At 71.5% G+C, this 20274-nt stretch carries 14 protein-coding genes and 2 pseudogenes; 4 read left to right on the forward strand and 12 right to left on the reverse strand.

Annotation, left to right across the window (positions count from 1 at the left end; translation table 11 throughout):
* The 3 genes and pseudogenes from RH94_RS17265 to RH94_RS17275 all read right to left on the reverse strand — a co-directional run.
* Window positions 1-1595, reverse strand: a pseudogene (locus tag RH94_RS17265) (IS200/IS605 family accessory protein TnpB-related protein); the annotation flags it as partial.
* Window positions 1588-2163, reverse strand: a complete 576-nt coding sequence (locus RH94_RS17270) for an IS607 family transposase (protein ID WP_073948455.1) — start codon at window positions 2161-2163, stop codon at window positions 1588-1590. The pseudogene RH94_RS17265 and the gene RH94_RS17270, both read right to left, overlap by 8 nt.
* Window positions 2164-2696: 533 nt before the next feature.
* Window positions 2697-3017, reverse strand: a complete 321-nt coding sequence (locus RH94_RS17275; RefSeq protein ID WP_073948475.1) for a GYD domain-containing protein — start codon at window positions 3015-3017, stop codon at window positions 2697-2699.
* Between the two features lie 159 nt (window positions 3018-3176).
* Here RH94_RS17275 and RH94_RS17280 point away from each other — a divergent pair, with 159 nt between their 5' ends.
* Together RH94_RS17280 and RH94_RS46665 are read left to right on the forward strand one after the other, a co-directional pair.
* Entirely contained in the window at window positions 3177-4118 is a 942-nt protein-coding gene (locus RH94_RS17280; protein ID WP_073948476.1) for an NAD-dependent epimerase/dehydratase family protein, read from the forward strand.
* Between the two features lie 81 nt (window positions 4119-4199).
* Window positions 4200-7615 (forward strand): annotated as a pseudogene (locus RH94_RS46665) (aminotransferase class I/II-fold pyridoxal phosphate-dependent enzyme).
* 10 nt (window positions 7616-7625) lie between these two features.
* Here the strand turns inward: RH94_RS46665 and RH94_RS17290 are convergent.
* The 6 genes from RH94_RS17290 to RH94_RS17315 all read right to left on the reverse strand — a co-directional run bounded on the left by RH94_RS17290 (window position 7626) and on the right by RH94_RS17315 (window position 11863).
* Window positions 7626-8258, reverse strand: a complete 633-nt coding sequence (locus tag RH94_RS17290) for a toxin (protein ID WP_073948477.1) — start codon at window positions 8256-8258, stop codon at window positions 7626-7628.
* Entirely contained in the window at window positions 8255-8695 is a 441-nt protein-coding gene (locus tag RH94_RS17295) for a helix-turn-helix domain-containing protein (RefSeq protein WP_073948478.1), read from the reverse strand. Before RH94_RS17295 ends, RH94_RS17290 begins: the two co-directional genes overlap by 4 nt.
* A 283-nt stretch (window positions 8696-8978) precedes the next feature.
* On the reverse strand, window positions 8979-10133 hold the full coding sequence (locus RH94_RS17300; RefSeq protein ID WP_073948479.1) for an MAB_1171c family putative transporter: 1155 nt from the start codon (window positions 10131-10133) through the stop codon (window positions 8979-8981).
* Window positions 10134-10173: 40 nt separating this feature from the next.
* On the reverse strand, window positions 10174-10902 hold the full coding sequence (locus RH94_RS17305) for a TetR/AcrR family transcriptional regulator (protein WP_107428740.1): 729 nt from the start codon (window positions 10900-10902) through the stop codon (window positions 10174-10176).
* Window positions 10903-11012: 110 nt separating this feature from the next.
* Complete coding sequence (locus RH94_RS17310; RefSeq protein WP_073948480.1) at window positions 11013-11237, reverse strand: helix-turn-helix domain-containing protein; 225 nt, start codon at window positions 11235-11237, stop codon at window positions 11013-11015.
* Window positions 11237-11863, reverse strand: a complete 627-nt coding sequence (locus RH94_RS17315; protein ID WP_073948481.1) for a DUF2975 domain-containing protein — start codon at window positions 11861-11863, stop codon at window positions 11237-11239. The genes RH94_RS17310 and RH94_RS17315 overlap by 1 nt, the downstream gene beginning before the upstream one ends.
* Window positions 11864-12865: 1002 nt before the next feature.
* Between RH94_RS17315 and RH94_RS17320 the strand changes: the two genes are divergently transcribed.
* Both RH94_RS17320 and RH94_RS17325 read left to right on the forward strand, forming a co-directional pair.
* A complete protein-coding gene (locus RH94_RS17320; protein WP_073948482.1) occupies window positions 12866-13312 on the forward strand; it encodes a hypothetical protein in 447 nt (148 codons plus the stop codon).
* A 356-nt stretch (window positions 13313-13668) separates the two neighbouring features.
* Window positions 13669-15519 carry a Vgb family protein gene (locus tag RH94_RS17325; protein ID WP_234425843.1) on the forward strand — a complete coding sequence of 617 codons (1851 nt, stop codon included), beginning with the start codon at window positions 13669-13671 and terminating at the stop codon, window positions 15517-15519.
* A 348-nt stretch (window positions 15520-15867) separates the two neighbouring features.
* Here the strand turns inward: RH94_RS17325 and RH94_RS17330 are convergent, their stop codons facing one another.
* The 3 genes from RH94_RS17330 to RH94_RS17340 form a co-directional block, all read right to left on the reverse strand.
* Window positions 15868-16635, reverse strand: a complete 768-nt coding sequence (locus RH94_RS17330; protein ID WP_073948506.1) for a DUF2182 domain-containing protein — start codon at window positions 16633-16635, stop codon at window positions 15868-15870.
* Entirely contained in the window at window positions 16632-17246 is a 615-nt protein-coding gene (locus RH94_RS17335; RefSeq protein ID WP_073948484.1) for a DUF1326 domain-containing protein, read from the reverse strand. The genes RH94_RS17330 and RH94_RS17335 overlap by 4 nt, the downstream gene beginning before the upstream one ends.
* A gap of 801 nt (window positions 17247-18047) precedes the next feature.
* Complete coding sequence (locus RH94_RS17340) at window positions 18048-20105, reverse strand: PA14 domain-containing protein (RefSeq protein WP_073948485.1); 2058 nt, start codon at window positions 20103-20105, stop codon at window positions 18048-18050.
* Window positions 20106-20274: the final 169 nt, after the last annotated feature.

Raw genomic sequence — 20274 nt, forward strand, 5'->3', positions numbered from 1 at the left:
CCTGGTCGACTGGCGCATCCCGAACGGTTGTGGATGCACTGGTCACCCGCGTTCGCTCCGCGTCCGGCGACACGGATCGTGTCCGTGGTCCGGGGACGCGGGGGCGGATTTCCTCACGCCCGCGGGTGCCGCGTCCGGCCTGGGCGGTCCGATGCCCCACACGATCGCTCCGGTCGTGTGGGGCGGTGCCGTCCGTCGCCGGATACGGTGCCCGAGAGCGCGTCGCCCGATCGCGACGCTCGCTGCGTCGTGTCGGGTGGTCTTCCTGGTCTTGCTGGTGAGGGGCTTTTGCCAGTGCTCGGCGCCCCAGCGGGAGGTGTAGGCGGGGTCGACGACGACGATGGTGATGCCGAGTTCGGCGGCCATGGACACGAGCCGTGCCCGCAGTCTGGCGACGGGCATGCCGGAGATCAGCTTGCGGAACCGCTTGCGGCGGCCGTGCTTCTCCCGCGTCTTCTCCGCGCCGAAGTCCAGGTCCTCGATCGCGAGGGAGACGCCTTCGCGCCGTGCCCAGTGAAGGAGGCGGGTGAGGGCGTGCCTCACCCGGGCGTCGCGGTAGGTGGCCGGCCCGTCGAGGCCGTAGAGGAATCGGCGGGGCTCACCCGTCGGGTTGCCGTGCTCGTCCAGACGCCACGCTGCGAAGTGGTCGGCGTTGGTGTCCACACCGATGAGCCCGTTCGCCCTGGCCAGGGCCAGGGGAACGGTCTGGACCGGGGGGATCGTCCACGACGCGGTGAGGTACCAGCGGCCCCGGTCCACGTCCAGGTGGATGCGGTGGGCGACGGCACGGTTCGCCGATACGCGGTCGGCCCACTCCTTGCCGCGGTGCCGGAAATCGATCCGGCCGTCGAGCACGTACCGGCCGCGCGGGGCGTTGGCCAGGTGCGCCAGCGGAGCCGGAAGCTTGATGCTGACCTCGCCGTCGGGGCCCACGCGGATGGTCTCGTTCCCGAAACGCTTGCCCGACTCCCCGTCTGCCTGGAGGAACCAGCGTTCGGCCTGCCAGCGCCTGCGCCACTCGTACTCGGTGAGCTGGGCGGCTTCCAGATGGTGCCGGCCTCGAGCCAGTCGCTGCCCGCCCCGCACCACGTGCACGACACCGGCCCCGCGATCGGACCGCTCGCGCTCCAGCCGGTCTTCCAGCACCTGCAGGCGCCGGGTCTTTTGGAACCACTCCTGCTGTGTGCGGTAGCCGCCCGGCGCCCGCTTCGTGCCCTTCTCCCGACCGGCTGGGACAGGCGGTGCGCGATCGTGCGCACCCCGGCCTCAAGGTTGTGGATGTGGGCGAGCTGGGCACGGCGCGCCAGGCCCCACTGGTCGTGGGTGGCCTTCGTGATGCTCCCGGCCCAGCGGGAGGACGACTCCTCGGTCAGGGCCCGCTTGCGCTCCGCCCACTGGCCGCTGTCGTGATCGGTACCCGCCCGGCAACGGGCCCTGAGGTCGGAACAGGCCAGCGAGCCCAGGTGTGCGCCCACCAGGGGCAGCACCTCACGGTCCCGCTGGGACATGCCTTTGATGCTGGTGCGGATCGCTACCCCGGACGGGCCCGGCGCAACGAACGGCGCCTCGATCGCGCGCAGTGCGGAGTCAGCCATGCTCGGCGGCCTCCAAAGCCCTGCGGGCACGGTTCTTCGCCGACCGGCGACCGTACAGGCGGGCACAGAACGAGGTCAGCACCTCCGCCATGTCGCGCACCAGGTCGTCTTCGGCCTCGCCGTCATCGAGGACCACGAGGCGGCGCCCCTGTGCGGACAGGGCGGCTTCGACGAGTTCGGTGTTCATCCGGCCCAGCCGGTCCTTGTGCTCGACCACCACCGTGGTCACGTTCGGATCGGCCAGCAGCCGCCTGGCTTTGGGGCGGGCACCGTTCGTACCGGATGCGATCTCCGCCTCCACGCGCACCACCCGGTGGCCGGCCTGCGCCGCCCACCGGGACAGCCGGGCGACCTGCCGTTCCAGGTCGGTCTTCTGCTCATGGGAGGAGACACGGGCATACAGGCCCAGCCCGCCGATCGCCCCGGGCGCGGCGTTGACCCCCACGTTCACGAGGATCGTGCGCGGGCCGACCCGCTGAGCCGGTACCGGCAGCGTCCCCTCGCGGAACCAGCGATACGCGGTCTGCGGATGCACGCCCTGCGTCTTCGCCCATTCCGTGAGATTCATGCTCTGACAACGACACTCACTCACACATGGTTACGCTCACTCATCCGACTTTGAAGACCAGCAGTTGACGACTTCGCTCATGGAGTGGGCGGTCCGATCAACCGATCGTGTCGACTACGCATGCGGGGCTCGGCGGTGCCGTCACCGTGGATCTTCTGGCTCTTGTGGACACGGGCGCCGCGTCAACTCCTGCCCCCTCACCCGGTTTCACGGCAAGCTCCGAGGGTGAGGGCTGGCAGGCTTTCCCATTTGCTGAAGACGCCGGCGGCTGTCGGGGCGGCGGGTGTCTCGTCGGTGGGCTGCTCCTCGATGGAGACGGCCCGGAAGGCGGTGTCGACGACGGTCTCGCGCCACCGGCTGAGAAAGGCGCGCAGCCCGGCGACCGGACCGGCCTGGAGTTCCCTGCAGGGTGAGGGCGGCTGGCTCGCCGGTGCGGCGAACGAATTCGGTGGCCAACTGCTGCTTGCTGTCGGGGAAGCAGTGGTACGCGGGCCGGACGGCCGGGAGTCCGGCCGTTCCACCCGCCCTCCGGTTCACGCGCCGGGCGCGCGGAAGGCGACCTGTCGGCGGGCGGCCTCGTCGATCTCGTCGAGGGTGAGGAGGGGGGTGGCCCGGGTGCGGAGGGCGCCGCTGGCCTTGACGGTGAGGCTGACGGCGGCCATGGAGACCGGGTCGGGGAAGTCGACGACGATCACGAGGTCGTCCTCGCCGAAGGCGAAGTACATGGCCTCGACCTTTCCGCCGAGGCCGGTGACGACCTGTTCGACGGCGGCGCGGCGGCCACTCGCGCCCTCCGCGAGCAGGCCCTTGGTGCCTTCGGGCGTGTAGGTGGCCTGGATGAGGAACTTCGGCATGGGGCGCTCCCTGTCCATCGATCGTCCGGTACGCAGGATGTGCTTCCCGTTGCCGTACGGGCCGCCACTCACCGAGCGGCTGGATTCACTCGTTGGAATCCGCCACTGAGTGGCGCGTACCTGACACAAAGCGGCACGTACTCGCGCTAGTGTGCCCGCGTGAGCCTTCATGTCGTCTTAGGTTTTGGACCCGCCGGGGCGGCCACTGCCCGGCTGCTGGCAGAGCAGGGTCAGTCGGTACGGGTGGTCACCAGGTCGGGCCGAGACCCGGAGCCCGGGATCGAGCACGTCGCACGGGACGTGACGGACAGCAGGCGGCTGACCGACGCCGCGCGGGGCGCGACCGCGATCTACAACTGTGCCGCGCCGCCCTACCACCGCTGGACGAGCGCGTGGCCGCCGCTGGCCTCGTCGGTCTGCGCGGCGGCCGAGGCGACCGGGGCCGTCCTGGTCATGCTGGGCAACCTCTACGGCTACGGCCCGGTGGACGGCCCTCTGACGGAGCGGCTGCCGCTCGCGGCGACGGGCCCCAAGGGGCGGGTGCGCGCCGCCGGCTGGGAGCGGGCGAGGGAACTGCACGAGCAGGGCCGGATCAAGGCGGTCGAGGTGCGGGCCTCGGACTTCTTCGGGCCCGGCGTGACCGACGGCGGGCACCTGGCCGCGAGGGTCGTGCCACGAGTGCTGCGCGGCAAGCCGGTCTCCACGCTCGGGGACCCGGACGCCCCGCACAGCTGGAGCTACGTCCCCGACGTGGCCAGGGCCCTGGCCGAGGTCGCGGGCGAGGAACGGGCCTGGGGACGGCCCTGGCACGTCCCGACGGCACCCGCGCTGTCCACCCGGGAGATGGTGGACCGCCTTGCCGCCGAGGCGGGAACGGGGCCGGTGGCGGTGCGCGGACTGCCGCCCGCCGTACTGGGCGCCGCGTCGGTCTTCTCCCCGCTGCTCCGTGAACTGAAGGAAGTCCGTTACCAGTTCGACCGTCCGTTCGTCGTCGACTCCAGCGCCTACGAAGCCGAGTTCGCGGTACGGGCCACGCCCCTCGACGAGCAGATCAAGGCGACCGTGGACTGGTGGCGGGAGCGGTCGGCCACCACCGGGTGACACCTGTGACGAGGGGGAGGTCCCACAGTGGGATCAGGGGGCTCAGCGGGTGCGCGGCGTGACGACGTCGCGATCGTGGGGATGGCCTGCCGGTTTCCGGGAGCGCGGAACGTCAACGAGTACTGGCGGCTGCTGACGACCCCGCGGGCACAGTTCTCGACCGTCCCGGACTCGCGGTGGCGTATCGACGCCTTCCTCGGCGACGACGTCCGTGACACGTCCTCCGTCTACACGGACACCATGGCGCTGCTGCCCGACGTCGGCCACTTCGACGCGGCGCACTACGGCATCCCGCCGCGCCGGGCCAGGGCGATGGACCCCCAGCACCGGCTGCTGATCGACCTCGCCCGCGAGGCGATCCAGGACGCGGGGTGGGAGGCCGAGGGCTTCGACCGCGAGGAGACCTCGGTGATCACGGCGCTCACCGAGAGCGGCTACCGCGATATCAGCACCCTGCGGATCCGCGTGCGTCAACTGGCCGGCGGCGAGTTCGGGGCGCGGGCGTCCGACCCCCGGTGGCCGGAGGCGGTCCGCGCGGTCGGAGGGCTGCACGGCACCTCCGTGGCCGGGCTCCTGCTCAACATGGGGCCGAACACGATCAGTTCGGTCCTCGATCTGCACGGCGAGAGCTACGCGCTGGACTCGGCGTGTTCCGGTGGGCTCATGGCCGTGGCCAACGCCGTGTTCGCACTGCGCGCGGGCCGATGCCGTATCGCACTCGCCGGTGGCGTCCAACTGCAGCTCACCCCCGATCTGCTGGTGGGGTTGTGCCGGATCGGCGCCATCTCGCGCAGCGGCAGGTGCCTGCCGTTCGGCACGGAGGCCGACGGCTTCGTCCTGGGGGAGGGGGCCGGGATCCTGGTGCTGCGGCCCCTGGCCGACGCGCTGGCGGCCGGCGACCGGGTCTACGCGGTGATCCGGGGTGTGGGCACGGCCAACGACGGGACCGTGCGGGGCGGTATGGAGCCCCAGGCGGCCGGTCAGCTCTGGGCGTTGCGCCGGGCCTACCGGGACGCGGGCCTGCCCCCGGACGCGGTGGGCTACCTGGAGGCGCACGGCACCGGGACCACGGTCGGCGATCCGGTCGAGCTCGGCGCCCTGCGCGAACTGCGCGGCGAGGGGGCCGCACTCGCCTTCCTCGGCGCGGTGAAGGCGGTGGTCGGCCACTCGCTCGGCGCCGCGGGCATGGCCGGACTGATCAAGACCGCCCTGGCCGTGCACCGGGGCGTGGTACCGCCGCAGCCGGAGTTCGGCCCGGCCGACGTTTCCGGGCTCGACGCCGCGCGGCTGACCGTCCCGACGGCGCCGGCCCGCTGGCCGGAGGCCGGGCAGCCGCGCCGGGCGGGGGTGAGCGCCTTCGGCTTCGGCGGCACCGGAGTGCACCTGGTGGTGGAGGGGTGCACCGCGGAACCGGCTCGTCGCATACCGGACGAGGGGCCGCACCTGCTGGTGCTCAGCGCCCGCGACCGGGCCGGACTGGCCCGTCACGCCAGGGAACTGGCGGAGACCATCGCCGACGACCGGCTGTCGCCGGCCGAGGTGGCGCGGACCCTGGCGCGCAGGGCCCCCTCACGGAACGCCTCGCCCTGGTGGTGGGAGACGCCGACGATGCCATGACCCGGCTGACCGCGGCGGCCGAGGCCGTGGCGGCGGGCCGTACGGGAGGACTCGGACCGGGGCAGGCGGTCGGCACGGTGCCGCCGGGGGAGCCGCACGAGGTCGCCGTGCCGGTGCCGGGGGCGCTGTCCGCCGAGGCACGCGGGGCCGCGTTGCGCCGGCTCGCCGAGCGTGTGGTCACCGAACCGGGGGTCCGTCCGGTGATGGAGCGGACGCCTCCGTGCACCCTGCCGCCGAGTCCGCTCGCCCCGCGCCACCACTGGGTGGTCGACGAGTCGGCCCGCGGGGCGGACCGGCCCGCCCCGGTGAATCCTCCTGCGCCGATGCCCGAGCCGATGCCCGGGGCAGTGTCCGAGCCGATGCCCGAGGCGGCACGGGCCGGGAGCGGAGCCGCCGCACCCATCGTGCTCGAAGAGGTGTCGCGGGTCGGCGTCTTCCCGCTCACCGACCTGGACGAGCGGATGGAGCTGGTGACCGATCTCGGCTTCGACTCGCTGATGCTGCAGGAGCTGGAGACCAACATCGCCAAGCGGTTACCGGGCTTCGGCACCGAGGAGGTGTTCTCGCCCGGCCTCACCGTCGAGCGGCTGATCGCGCTGGCCGGTCCGCACCTCACGCAGCCGTCGGTCCCCGGTGAGCCGCTGCCCCGGAGAGCGGGGGCGGAGTGGGACACGCAGACCGCGTGCGTCGACGACTTCCCGGAAGTACGGCGGTTCGAGGACCACTTGGGCACGATCGTCGGCAGCGGCGCGGACTTCCCGTACTTCCGGGTCCATCAGGGCACCATCCGGGACACGACCGTGATCGACGGCCGGACGTACCTGTCCTTCGGCAGTTACAACTACCTGGGGCTCTCCGGCCATCCGGTGGTCGACGAGGCCGTGCACCGGGCGGTGGACCGGTACGGGACCTCGGTCTCCGCGAGCCGCGTGCTCTCCGGCGAACGGGAGCTGACGGTACGGCTGGAGCGGGCGCTCGCCGACTTCCTCGGCGTCGAGGACTGCCTGGCGCTGGTGAGCGGCCACGCCACCAACGTCACCGCGATAGGACACCTCGTCGGCGAGGGGGACCTCGTGGTGCACGACGCGCTCGCCCACGACAGCATCCTGCAGGGCTGTGCGTTGTCCGGGGCGGCGCGACGCCCGTTCCCCCACAACGACATCGGCCGGCTGGAACACATGCTCCGGCTCAACCGGTCCCGGTTCCGACGGGTACTGATCGTCGTCGAGGGCGCCTACAGCATGGACGGCGACCTCGTCGACCTGCCCGCCGTGGTCGAGCTGAAGAGGCGTCACGGCGCCCTGCTGATGGTCGACGAGGCGCACAGCATCGGCACCGTGGGCGACCGCGGCCGCGGTGTCGGGGAGTTCTTCGGCGTCGACCGGTCCGACGTGGACGTGTGGATGGGCACCCTGTCCAAGGCCTTCGCCGGCTGCGGCGGTTACCTCGGGGGCTCGGCCCGGATGGTGCGGTGGCTGCGGCACACGCTGCCGGGCTTCGTCTACAGCGTCGGCCTGACTCCGGCCAACGCGGCCGCGGCACTGGCCGCCACCGAACTGATCGACGCGGAACCGCACCGGGTGCGCACGCTGCGGCGGAACGCGGAGCTCTTCCGGGACCTCGCCGCCTCGGCCGGTCTGGCCACGGGCGCCGGCGCCCACACCCCGATCGTGCCGTGTCTCCTCGGCGACTCGGCGAGGACCCTGCACGTCGCGGACCGGCTGTTCGACCGGGGCGTCATCGCCGACCCGATCTTCCACCCCGCCGTGGAGGAGGGGCTCGCGAGGCTGCGGTTCTTCGTCACCAGTGAACACCGCGAGGAGGACATCCGCCGGGCCGTGTCGGCCCTGGCCGAGGAGGTGGCAGCCGGCGGGGGGTGAGCAGCACACGTCAGATCAGGGTGCGTTCGACCCGGCTGAGCACGGCGCTGTTCGCGGACCGCCTGCCGCTCTCCCCGTTCTCTCCGCCCTTTCCGTCCCTGCCGTTCCCGCTGTTCCCGCCGTCCCCGGCTCCCTCGGCCGGGGGCGTGCCCTGCCGCTCCTCGGTGCTGCCCACCCGTTGGGAGAGCAGATAGGCGATGATCTCCGCCTCCTGCTCCTGGACGTCGTCGTAGGTCGCGCGCAGGAGCATGTCGCGCACGAGGTCGGGATCAAGGTTGGGGAAGAGGAGACGTGCGCTCGCCTCGTCCAGCCAGCCCGCCCCGCGATGGCAGCAGATGATGTGGCCCAGCTCGTGCAAGATGATGTGCTCCTGGTGGGCGCCGGTGGTGTTGGCGTCGTAGAAGATGAGGTCCTCGTCGCGTGCGGCGACCCACATGCCGCACGGATGCGACGCGGGCATCTGCAGGGGGACCAGCGTGATGGGACGGTCGCGGATCTCCCCGATGTAGCGGCAGAGCTCGGCCACATCGGCCACCTTCGGCAGGTCGAGTTCGGCGATCCGCCGTGCGCCGGCCTTCCGGAGCCTCTTGAGCCGGCTGCGGCGGTCCTGGTCGGCCGGCCGACCCTTCCCGGCGCCTCTCACCCCGGCTCCGAGGGGTCGGTGACGGGCGGAAGGCCCTGCATCTGCCGGTACTGGTCCATGATGGCCGTGATGGCCTGGAGGTTCTCCTTCTTCATCCCGGCCGCCCGCATCGCCACGGCGCGGACGCCCGACTGCCGCAGCGCCTCGACGGCGGCGACCTCGTTGAGGACCGACGCGGCGACCTTGTCGTCGAAGAAGTAGGCGACGGACACACCGAAGAACTTGGCGAGGGCGGCCAGGAGCTCCGACGAGGGATTGGAGCGCTTGCCCGTCCGCAGCTGCGACAGGTACACACCCCCGACCCTGAGTTCGGGGTTGGTCCGCTTCAACTCCTCCGCCACCTCGGCGTTGGTCCAGTGTCTGCCCTTGGGGCGAACCGTCTTGAAGAGCTGGTCCAGACGCACTGCCAGCAGGGGCCGGTCGTCGGTCTCGGACACTGCGACTCTCCCTCCCGACACCTCCTCGGCGATGCCCTCAGCTAACTCCAAGTCTCGCAGATTAGCGGACAGTTGACAATCAGCCGGGACTCCGCCAACGTGGAAGCCCGTCGATAGCTGGCAGCTAACTTGGCTCACGGGGGTGGCCGAGTCGGCTGCCGGCTGTCGGCGGGCTGGTCCGGCCGGGCGGGAGGACGGGGAGCGGGAGGACGGGGAACCACGGGGGGAGGACGACCGGGGGAGGCCCGTCCGGTCCGACGGGGGGCGGACCGGACGGGAGTCCTCAACCCGCGTCGCCGACTTTACGGTAGGCGGAAGCGACCTTGGTCAGCCATGCGACTTCCGCGGTGAAGTTGTCCGAATCACGATCTTCGAAGTCGCCGACGTCCTTGTTGTCGTCGGGGACGGTGCCGGTGCGCTTGGCGTGCAGGGCCTGTCTGATCTGCGTCGCCTCGGCGAACGCCTGCCGGGACTCCTCGCTCGCCCCCGGATCCACTCCGTCGGCGTCGTCGGCACTGCGGTCGATGTAGGGGCGCAGGTCCCGCCATCCGTCCCGGATCTCGACGACCCGTCGGTGGAGGCGGTAGTCGAGGTCGAGGACCGAAGCCCCCGGCGGCTCCAGGACGATGTCCGGGGAGGACTCGTACAGGTCCCGCCAGAGCGGGTACAGGACCCGGTACGACCGGTAACTGCGCACCCATTCCAGCAGTTTGGCGGCCGGGGGACCCCAGGAGGACATGGTCAGGCTGAGCGAGAGGGTCACGATGCCCACCGCGCTGAAGACGGACGCGGCGACCTGCCAGACACCGATGTCGATCCCCGACGCGGCGGTGAGGATGTTGACCGTCCTGGCCAGGCAGTAGAGGAAGAGGATCACCGCGGCGACGGAGAGCAGCCGCAGGGCCTGTCGCAGGGAGGCGTTGTCGGTCATCCGGGCGTAGGGCCCGCACTGGCGGAAGATGGTGACGCACGGAACCGCCTGGGAGACGACGAAGACCAGGAGGTAGGTGAGGACCAGCGGTTGGCCGCTGCCGGTGTTGAAGTCCGAGGCGGGCCGGCCGGGGCCGTCGGCGATGAGGAAGAGCGCCGTCAGGAGCACGTTGAGGACGACGCCGGTGATCAGCCAGTAGCGGGTCCTCCGTACGGTCTTCTCGTCGTCGGCCGCCCAGTGCAGCAGGATGATCTGCGCGCTGACGCAGAAGGCGACCGCCGACACGTGCATCACCAGGACGGCGAGGTTGCCGACGCCCAGGAAGCTCTCGCTTCCCATGGCGACGGCGCCCATCGTGAAGGTGAGGCACTGGAACAGCAGAGTGACGACCAGGGTGCGGTAGGCGTTGTCCCGCCAGTCGCGCCGTACGTGCCACAGCCGGCAGACGAGCGCGGCGTACGACGAGAGCGCCGCGATGACGAAGCAGAGGGTCTTGGTGGTGTTCACGGCCTGATTCCCTGCGGGTGCCGAGCACGCGGCGGACGGTTCAGTCGGTGTTCTCGCCCGGGGGAACCACGAGCCCGACACCTTCGGCCGCCACGGCGATGGCGAAGTCGAAGAACGCGGACTCGTCCCGGACGCTGTCGTGGGTACGGCTGAAGACCTGGAACACCAGGAGCCCGATCAGATTGCTCCACAGCACGATGCCGCGCTCGACGATGTCCGAGAAAGGAGCCTCGGGCACGCCTCCGAAGAGCTCCACGGCCTGCGGCAGGAGCAGCGGAGGACCGGGCACCGCCCGCCGGGGAGGGGTGAGTTCACCGGCCTGGAGCGCCGAACGCACGATGCCGGCCAGCACCGCGGGGGTGCGCGCGGCGGGCGGGACCGTGTCCTGCGGGGCGTGGTAGCCCGGAACGGGCGAACCGTAGATCAGGGCGAACTCGGCGGGGTTGTCGAAGGACCACTGCCGCAGCGCGCGAGCGACCGCGAGGAGCCGTGTGCCCGCCGGTGCGCCGGCCTCCCCGGCGGCCCGGTCGGCCCGCTCCATCGCTGAGCCGGACTCGTTGTAGGCGTCGACGACCAGCGCGGTCAGCAGGTCGTCCCGACACGGGAAGACGGCCTCCACATCGGTGACGGCGAGACCGCCGTCGCGGGCGACGGCGTCCAGGGACAGCCCTCCGGCGCCCGATTTCACCAGCAGTTGGCGCGCGGCGGCCTTGACGACGGCCGGGAGCCCGATGCTCTCGCCGGCGGAGTTCGTTCCGGAATCCTCCATGGCCCACACCGTATCCACCGGCCGCCGCGGCCATAAGTGCGGTTGTCCGGGCACCTCGGCCGTGCGCCGAGATCCGGCCACGCCGGTGGCAGGGGGTGCTCCTGTGGAGGTCAGTCCTCGCGGATGCCGAGCAGGTCGCCGGGCCGGCACTCCAGTTCGCGGCAGATCGCGGTGAGGGTGGAGAAGCGGATCGCCTTCGCCCGGTTGTTCTTCAGGACGGAGAGGTTGACGACCGTCACCCCGACCCTGGCCGCCAGTTCGGACAGGGTCATGCCGCGGTCGGCCAGCAGCCGGTCCAGATGGACCTGGACCCGGTGTTCCTCCTCCGGCGGCATCAGACCAGTCCCTCGGTGTCGGCGCGCAGCTTCGTACCGCGCCGGAAGACCTCGCCCAGGGCCAGGACGAGGAAGGCGAGCAGGACGTATGCGCCGGAGAAGGTGGCCGAGAAGGGGATGTGGTCGGCCAGGGGAGTGCCGCCCACCAGCGCCTGCGTGGTGACCGCCGTCAGCACCGGGGAGACCACGGCCTGCAGCAGCACCGTGAGCCCCATGACGCTCAGGCGCCGGGCGTTCTCCGGTACGAAGACGTCGCCGTCGCGCAGAGTCCGGGCCATCTGCAGGAGGAGGACCAGGATGAGGAGCAGGAACAGGCTGCCGGTGAGCTCCGGCACGGCGAGCGACAGGCGCTCGCTCAGGTCGGGGTCGGCGAGGACGAGCTCGGCCTGGTGGGTACCGGTGAGGGTCATGCCGTGTTCCGCCGCCGCGTCGGTCACGGCGCCCGGTGTCCAGGTCGCGGTCCCGGTCTCGACCTCGACCTTGCGAGTGTCCACCGGGTCGACGAGGCCGGCCACCCCGAGGGCCGGAATCAGCATCCCGAAGACACCGACCAGCGCGGCGGCCAGGCCCAGAGCTGCCTCCAGCAGCCGACTGTCGGCCCGGCTCCACCAGGACTTCGTACCCATGCTTACCCCTGCCGTTCGCAGCGCACCTATCGTTTATCGATACTATCGACAAACGATGGGTCGACTGTCAAACCCAGGAGCTCGTCCCCCTGCCGGGAGGGCCGGGACGATCCTGCATCCCTCCCCCTGATGCGGGCACGGTAGGTGGTGCGAGGACACGGCCCGTACTTGCCGCCCCATGGGATCCGCCCCGCTTCCGATCGGGCTTCGGGGAAGGCGGTCACGCCGTGCGCGGTGGCGGACGGACAGTCGGGCGGGCGCGCTGCGTACTGACACTCGCGGCGTCGACCGCCCTGGTGACCGGATGCGACGACGACCGAGGCGACCCGCCCCCGCACCCGGCCGCCGGGCCCGCGATCAGAAGGTGCGTGACGTCCTCCGGAGGCCCCGAGTCCGCCACGTCGACCTTGGACACGTACGGGCCCCTCTTCCCGCGCACCCTTGCATGTGCACGATGGCGCGGCTCCTTCGGCCTGTCCCCGGACGTCTGCACCCGCGTCGTCCAGGGCACCTGGCGCGAGGCCATGGGCCACATGGACCGCCCGCTCCCGGACCGTGACACCCGCTTGAGGAGAGAGGCCGGGGCGCTGCTCTGGTGCCCTGCGGCTCTGCCGGCCGAAGGGCACACGCCGTGCGACCGGTGCGACGCCGCGGCCGCTCGCCGGCGGTGGCAAGCCGCGCCGACGGGGTTCACGATGGAGGAAGCGACTGACGGAAAGCCGAAAGGATCACAGGTCCGGGCTGGTCACCTCCATGTGCAACCGCCCTCCCTCTCGCATCGACTCCCCGCGCCGAGTGCTTGCGCGCACGCACACGGTAACGGGGGCGGCTGGGGGGGACCGGCTGCTACGAGACCAGTTCGTGGCCACAGCGGTTGCCGGGCCGTGACGGGAAAGCGCGGGACCCACGGGCCTGTGCAAACGGCATCCCCGCCTCCCCTGCCGGACTGTGCCCGGGGACGGTGGAGGCGGAGCGTGGGCGAAGGCCGGAAGGAAGATCGTGATGCCTACCGAGACCGAGTTGCTCAGGACCGACGACGAGCAGCTCGAGGAGCTGTTTCGCAAGAGTCCGGCCGGTGAGATCCCCAAAGGCCCGATGGAGGGGACGGCGATCTTCCCAGGGGTCGGCCCTTCGGGGGCGCGGCTGCTCGCCGGCCTGGTGCGTCTGGTCTGGTGGCGGGGCAAGGTGTTCAGCCCGGACGGCTACCTCAGCAACCGGCTCACCCCGCTGGACATCCTGTCCATCGCCGCCATGGTCGGGCCCGGCCCGAGCCGCCTGGACGACCAGGAGTGCATCGTCATCGACTACTCCCACACGTCCCAGGTGTTCGGGGGCGTGCGGGACGAGCTCCGCCAGATCGGCCCACACCTGTACCTGGGCCTGATCTGGCTGTCCGGCCGCAAGGTCGGGTGGTTCACGCTGCGCGAACCGAGCAACGGCAACGGATAGCCGCCAGCGCGCCGGGACGGTGACGCCGTCACCACGGCCGTGAAGCCGTAAAGGGCGCCGGTCATCGGCGGTGCCGCTCCTCGGGGCCACTTCCCGGGACCACTCGGCAAGACCCGCCGACGCGTCAGGCTCCTGCCCGCGGGCGGAGGTTTCGCAGCGTGCCGGCATGACGAAAGGCCCCGATCTTGTTCCTCCCCCATGTCCGTCCCCGCCGATCAACACCGCGAGCCTCGCGCGGCGTCGGAAGGACCAAGCCCTCTCGGCAGCGCTCAGGCACCGCCCTGGCCGCATCGGCCACCATGGCACTGGCCCTGACGGGTCTCCCCGCGACCACGCCTCCCGCCACGCCGGCCCCGTTGCACGGAACAGTCACCAGCGCGGGAAAGCCGCTGTCCGACGCCACCGTCACACTCTTCGCCGGAGACCGGCAAGGCGTCCGGACACTGGGACGCGCCACGACCGACGCCGACGGAGCCTTCCGGATCCGGGCCGGCCGGCGCACGGGCTCCGTGCTGTACGTCGAAGCCACGCCCTCCGGCGACCGGTCGTTGCGTCTGCGCTCCGTCGTGGGGTTCGGCCCTGGCGGCGGTGTGCCGCAGCGCTCCGAATCCGCTGTCACGGTCAACGAGTTCACCACCGTCGCCACCACCTACGCACTGGCCCAGTTCACCGGCCGGCACGGCATCACCGGGCCGAGTCCCGGCCTGGAGAACGCCGCGGCCACGTCCTACAACCTCGCCGACCCGGCCACGGGGAAGCCCGGCAAGGTCGTCACGGACCAGAACAACGGCAGCAGGAACGACACCCTGGCCACCCTCGGCACCCTGGCCGACCTCGTCTCCCTCTGCGCGCCCGGAGCGGACACCGGACGGTGCCGGGACGTGCTGCGCCTGGCGACACCGCAGCGCGGGAGCGCTCCTGGGGACACGGCGCAGGCGGTGCTCAACCTCGCCCGCAACCCGAGACTGGCCACCGGCAGGCTGTACGCCCTGGCCAACCGGGCCCACATCTACAACCCCGCGCTCACCGCGGCACCGGCGGCCTGGGTCCTGGCCCTGCACTACACCGCCCCCGACGTCTACGCCCCCGGCCGTACGGCCATCGACGCCAAGGGCAACGTCTGGGCCTCCAACAACTGGCTGCCCGGAACACGGAACCCCAGTCCCTACGTCACCGTGCAGGACCCGGTGGGCACCCCGACCCCGAACAGCCCCATCAGCGGCGGCGGCATGAAGGCGGGCGCCTGGGGCATCGCCATCGACCACGAGGGCTCCGTGTGGGTGCCCAGCTACGGCGGCGACGCCATGTCGAAGTACTCGTCGACCGGAAAGCCGCTGTCGCCCGGCTCGGGGTTCAGGAACGGCGACCTGAACCATCCCCAGGGCACCGCCGTCGACCAGAGGGGCAACGTCTGGATCGCGAACTTCTACGGCCTGAAAGGCAACCGCGGCCAGGGAAGCGTGATCGTCTACCCCCACGGCGACCCCTCGAAGGCGATCACCATCAAGGGGGGCGGCCTCGACCATCCGTTCTCCCTCCAGATCGACGGCCACGGCCGGGCCTGGGTCAGCAACGCCCGCCTCAACGGGGCGAAGCTCCTGGGCACACGCGTACCCAAGGGCCACGTGGGCGGGAGCGTCACCGTGATCGGCCCCGACTTCAAGCCGACCTCGTTCTCCCCCATCAAGGACAACTCGTTCGACTGGCCCCTCGCACTCGCCGTCGACTCCAAGAACAACGTCTGGGTGCCCAGCTTCGTCAGCAACTCGGTCACCGAGATCGGGCCGAGCGGAAAGGTCGCAGGCGTGTACAAGCTGCCCACGGCCATCGCCCCCTGGTCCGTGGCCATCGACGGGTCCGACCGCGTCTGGGTCGCCGGCTTCGGTGCCCCCTCCGTCTCCGTCCTGTGCGGCGTGAACACCAGCGCCTGCCCGCCCGGCTCCTCCACCGGCTCCCCGCTGTCGCCGCCCCACGGCTACCGCAGCAACTCCATCCAGCACCTCACCGCCGTCCAGCTCGACCAGTCCGGCAACGTCTGGCTGGCCAACAACTGGTCCGCACTCGTCCCACCCACCGGCGGCAACGGCCTGGTCGAACTCATCGGAGTCGCCACACCCGTCTGCACACCCCTGCAGCCCCTACCGGCCCGCCCGACAGCGACCACCTCGACCGCCTGCCCCACGCAGACCAGCGCGCAGCCCAGGTGAGCAGCCCAGGTGAACGGGACGCCGGCGGACGTACGGGGACTCCGGTCGTCCGCGATCGTGAGGCCGGCCGGCGAGCACCGCTCCAGGAGTTCGGTCAACCGGGCCTCAAGCGCCTCAAGCGCTCGGAGCGTGGCGCCGCTACGGGGTGCCCGGGGCTCCTGTTGTCCGGCGTGTGAGGCGCGGGTCCGGCCGACCGCCCGCTCGGTCTTCGCGAGGTGGGCTGCCACGATCGGCATCGCCCTCTCGTACTCGCCGGGGCTCGCGACCATGAGATCAGCCGATCAGGACAGGCCGATGAGGTCGAGTTCTGGCGCGGGCCCGGCACGTCCTGCGGCCGCACGGCGCGTGTCACAGGTGGCGGAGGCCCATCTCGGTCATGCCGCTGCCTGTGAGGTTGGGGGCCAGCAGGGGCACCCAGAAGACGGCGATCGCGAGCGCGAGCGAGGTGAGGCCGACGACCCGGGCGACAGGACGACCCCGCGGCGAGCGTTTCTCCGCGGTGACGATGGCGGCCAGGCCCACCATGGCCCAGAGGTTCATCGCACCGAACGCCGTGAGCAGCAGCATCAAGGACCAGCAGCATCCCAGGCAGAACGCGCCGTGATGTGCCCCGGCACGTAGGTGGCGCGAGGGGCCGCGGTACGACGCGTAGCGCAGCAACAGGCTGATCGGTGAGCGGCACTTGGTGAGGCAGAAATCCTTGAGGGCGGTGAGCTGGTAGACACCGTTGACGGCGAAGACGGCGGCGGCCGCCGCTCTCCCCGCCGTGGGATGGGTGGTTGCGACGTGCGTCGCGCCGACGGCCAGGGCGTACGCCGGCAGCCCGGCGGCGGCCCAGACCAGCACGTAGCCGGCGGTGAACGCGATCATGCGCGGCGTCCGGTGGACGGGGACCGTCCGCGCGTACAACGAGGCGACAGGAGCCGTGGCCGGCAGCATCATCGCGGCCATCATGACCGTCCACACGCCCATGAAGGCGGGCAGGTCCCCGGCCATGGTCCGGGACCCCATGTCCCCCCGGCGCAGTGCCACCCATGCCCAGGCCGCGGCCGCCGTGAGCAGCACCGGCCCGGAGTAGCGCGCGCCGTACCGGGCTGTGATCGTTGTTCTGGTCACGCCGACCACGAGAAGGGCGCCGAGTGCGCGTTGCGGCCGGTGAAGTCCCACGAACGGCCGTGTACGCCGCTGCCGATGGCCCGCGTCGACCGGGCGATGGTCAACGTGCTGTTCGCCGGGTGGAACATGCCGGTCAGACCCATCACGGGACCGTCCTCGCCGAACTGCGGGGCCACCTGGTCCTCGATCTCGATGTCGATGGAGTCCGCCACCCGCACCGCGTGGCGGCGACCGTCGTCGTGGAAGTCGATGGAAACGCGTTCGACGCCGAGGACCTCGCCGATGAGAGGGGCGAGCGCCGCCATCGGTCCGCCCACCTGCCCGGAGAAGACCTTGCCCAGCGCGTCCGCCTGGCTGTCGTCGGCCGAAGCGTCGACGTACAGCACGACCTGCCAGCCGCCGTCGGCCATCACGCGGGGCGCGTCGGCGAAGACGACGACGCTGTGGTCCGACACGTCCACGCCGTCGACCTCACCCCGTGCGACGTGGAACGCGAAAGTCACCTGGCAGCGCTCGTTGTCGGCGGGTGCGGTCAGGCCCGAGGTGGTACACGGACACACGGTGTCGCAGTTGCAGCTCTCAAAATATGTACCGTTCACGTTCCAAGTCATCTCTGTACTCCTGCCTGGTTCACACGCCTGCCGGCGATGCGAAGTGACCCCCGGCCAACAGAGCGAAAGGCCTGATGCGAGCGCCGACCTTGTGCGGCGCCTCAGCCTCGTGAGGAGGAACGGGGCCGTGGACGCGTGCCGCGCGCCTGCTCGGCCACAAGATCGGCACCAGGAAAGCTCCTTGGCCCGAACGGCCGCCCGAGTACTTCCCAGGCTAGTCCCGCACCCGCACTCGCACACCACACCAGTCACGCCTGTCCGCATGGCTCCGGCGGTGGCAGCGGCCTCGGGACCGGAGGGACGCGGGCGCGGGGACGTCGCCGAGATCCGGGACTCCGTCGGCCTCCTCTGCCGAGTCCGGAGGCCCTGCCGGTTCGGTCCGGTGCACTCGTGGGGCGCGTGGACGCCGCTGGATCAGACCGAGCCATGTGGCGGCCCGGAGCGATCCCGCCGACCGCGGTTCCTCACTGTTCGCCGCCGGCCAGGACCGTGCGGTGGTTCCCCAGCGCGTGTGCGGATCGGCTGAGGAAGCCGGGGCCGGACTCGGGCCGGTCCCAGAACTCGAAGCCGAGGTGGCCGATGGTGTCCGTCGAAGCGGAGCAAGCTCAGATGTACCGCACGGTGCGGGCCGGCGGGCGACGCCCGCAGCAGCGACCGACGGCGCAGCAGGAGCGCTGTTCCTCCGGGCGTTCCTTGTCCGCGCCACGGAGAGCGGCAGCAGCGGTCGGGCTGACGCGCATGCGCACGTGAAGGGGCCGGGAGGGTGAGCCCCCGGCCCCTTCGGCGTGTTCGGGGAAGTGCTCAGACCAGGTCCGGCCGGATCCGCCACGGGTGCGCGGCCGCGGTCTCGGTGCCGTCGGCGAGGACGCCGACCACGCGGTAGTAGGAGACCGAGCCGAGCGGCTGGGCGGGGTCGCCGTAGGACTGCCAGTAATCGCTGGTGGGCGCGACGGTGCCCAGCAGGTCGTAGGTCCGCGTCCCGGGATTCCAGCGGCTCACCCGGTACTCGGTGACCGAGGCGCAGAGGGCGCCGGAGCAGTGCCACTGGACCGGCCCGGCGGCCTCGGAGGCCGTCCAGCCGCCACCGCCGTACAGCGGGCCCTTGTCCTGGCCGATCGGCTCGGCCGGGGTGGTGTCCAGCTCGGTGGCGGTCACGGTGGCCCAGTCGGCGGTGGCCGTGGCGTTGCCCCACCTGTCGACCGCGTAGACCGCGTAGACGTACGACTCGCCGTCCGGGACGTCGATGCACAGCGCGGCCGGCGGGTCGTCCTGGCCCGGGGTGCAGGTGCCCAGCCACTTGACCGAGCCGTCGGCCTGCCGGGCTCCGCGCACGGCGCGGTAGGAGGCGATGTCGCCCTCCGCCGAGGCGTTCCAGCGCAGCAGCATGCCGTCGGCGCGCGGCGTCGCCGTCAGTCCGGTGACCGGCTGCGGCGCGACCCGGTCGGCGGTGGTCACCGTGACGGTGTGGGAGGGAGCGGACTCGTTGCCCTGCCAGTCGGTGAAGACGACACCGTAGGTGTAGGTGGTGTCCAGCTCCCAGCTCTCGTCGTAGCAGACGAACGAGTACTCGCGCCGGCTGGGGTTGAACGTCTGCCACTCCTCGGCGCACTGGACCCGCGCCGCGTCCGCGCCGAGCCGGGTGCCCTTGGAGCGCAGCACCGTGAAGTAGGCGTCGTTGACCAGCTCGTCGGTCGCCGGGTGCTCCGGGGTGTTCCAGGTGAGCAGCACCCTGGTCCGGTCCGGCGCCACGCGCAGGTTCACGGGCGCGGCCGGGGCCGTGCGGTCGATGCCGTCGGAGGTGACGGGCGCCGAGTACGGACCCCGGTTCCCCGCCGTGTCGAGGGCGCGCACGACATAGGTGTGCGGCGTTTCGTCGTGGCCCACGGGGTGCGTGTACGAGGTGCCGGTGAGTTCCTTCACCAACGTGTACGAGCCGGTGGCCGGGTCCCTCTCGTACAGCTGGTAGGCGACCGCGTCCGGCACCGCGTTCCAGCCGAGCACCATTCCGTGGAGGTCGCCGTGCGCGGTGAGCCCCGTGGGGGCGGCCGGACCCGTGCGGTCGGGCGTGGTCACGCCCTGGTCGGCGGTGCCGGTGGACTCGTTGCCGGCCTTGTCGACCGCGCGGACCGCGTAGTAGTACGTCTGGCCGGTGGGGGGCGGGGTGTCGGTGTACGACGTGGAGGCCGTGGTCGCCAGCGGCTTGGCGGGGAACGCGCTGCCCTTGGTGCGGCGGTGGACGCGGTAGCCGGCGAGGTCCATCTCCTTGTTCTTGGCCCAGGTGATCCTCGCCTTGCCGGTCGCCGTGTCGTACGTGACGGTGGTGCCCGTCGGGGTGCGCGGCTTGACCTTGTCGACGGTGGACGAAGTCCTCGGCACGTAGCTGAACTTGACGTTGGCGGCGCCGGTCCAGTTGACGAAGTCGATGCGCAGGGTGTGCTTGCCGGACGGGATGGTGACGTTGACCGTCTTCTTCACCGTCGTCGAGACGTCCTTCCACAGGTCGACCTTGCGGACGCCGTCGACGTAGACGCGGATGCCGTCACGTGATTCGACCGGGAAGGAGAAGGGGCCGCCGGAGCCGAAGTCGCGGGTCACTGTCCAGCGGACACCGAAGTGGTTCGACGGCAGGCCGGAAGCCGGGGCTCTCGTGCCCCATTTCTCGTCGATCTTCGAGTCGCAGTCGGTCTTCTTCGGCGTACCGGAGAAGGTGGTGTTCGCGAAGAACTGCCGCTTGTAGACCGGCGAGGTGCAGGTGGTCGCGGCGGAGGCGGGCGCGGCGACGGCGGTGAGCAGGCCGCCCGCGGTGGCGAGCACGACCGCGGTCGCGGCCGCGGGAGCCGTGCGTCTGGCTGGGTTCATTCGGTCCTCTGGTTCAGGATCGGGACGGCGGATGAGGCCGCCCTGATCACGACTCGCGAGCAGGGGTGCTGGTTGTACGGCGGTGGGGACGCGGGCGGAGGCACGGCGACGGCGCAGCGGATCCAGGAATCCCCGGTCTCGCGGCGACGCAGGTGCGGCTGCCGAGCCG

The sequence above is a fragment of the Streptomyces kebangsaanensis genome (assembly GCF_001906585.1).
Taxonomy (GTDB): Bacteria; Actinomycetota; Actinomycetes; order Streptomycetales; family Streptomycetaceae; genus Streptomyces; species Streptomyces kebangsaanensis.

What these genes read in the sequence shown, in the direction of transcription:
- RH94_RS17340 (WP_073948485.1), bottom strand. Translation starts at nt 20,105, where the DNA reads ATGAACCCAGCCAGACGCACGGCTCCCGCGGCCGCGACCGCGGTCGTG.
- RH94_RS17275 (WP_073948475.1), bottom strand. Translation starts at nt 3,017, where the DNA reads ATGCCGAAGTTCCTCATCCAGGCCACCTACACGCCCGAAGGCACCAAG.
- RH94_RS17315 (WP_073948481.1), bottom strand. Translation starts at nt 11,863, where the DNA reads ATGGGTACGAAGTCCTGGTGGAGCCGGGCCGACAGTCGGCTGCTGGAG.
- RH94_RS17335 (WP_073948484.1), bottom strand. Translation starts at nt 17,246, where the DNA reads ATGACTTGGAACGTGAACGGTACATATTTTGAGAGCTGCAACTGCGAC.
- RH94_RS17305 (WP_107428740.1), bottom strand. Translation starts at nt 10,902, where the DNA reads ATGGAGGATTCCGGAACGAACTCCGCCGGCGAGAGCATCGGGCTCCCG.
- RH94_RS17310 (WP_073948480.1), bottom strand. Translation starts at nt 11,237, where the DNA reads ATGCCGCCGGAGGAGGAACACCGGGTCCAGGTCCATCTGGACCGGCTG.
- RH94_RS17270 (WP_073948455.1), bottom strand. Translation starts at nt 2,163, where the DNA reads ATGAATCTCACGGAATGGGCGAAGACGCAGGGCGTGCATCCGCAGACC.
- RH94_RS17320 (WP_073948482.1), top strand. Translation starts at nt 12,866, where the DNA reads ATGCCTACCGAGACCGAGTTGCTCAGGACCGACGACGAGCAGCTCGAG.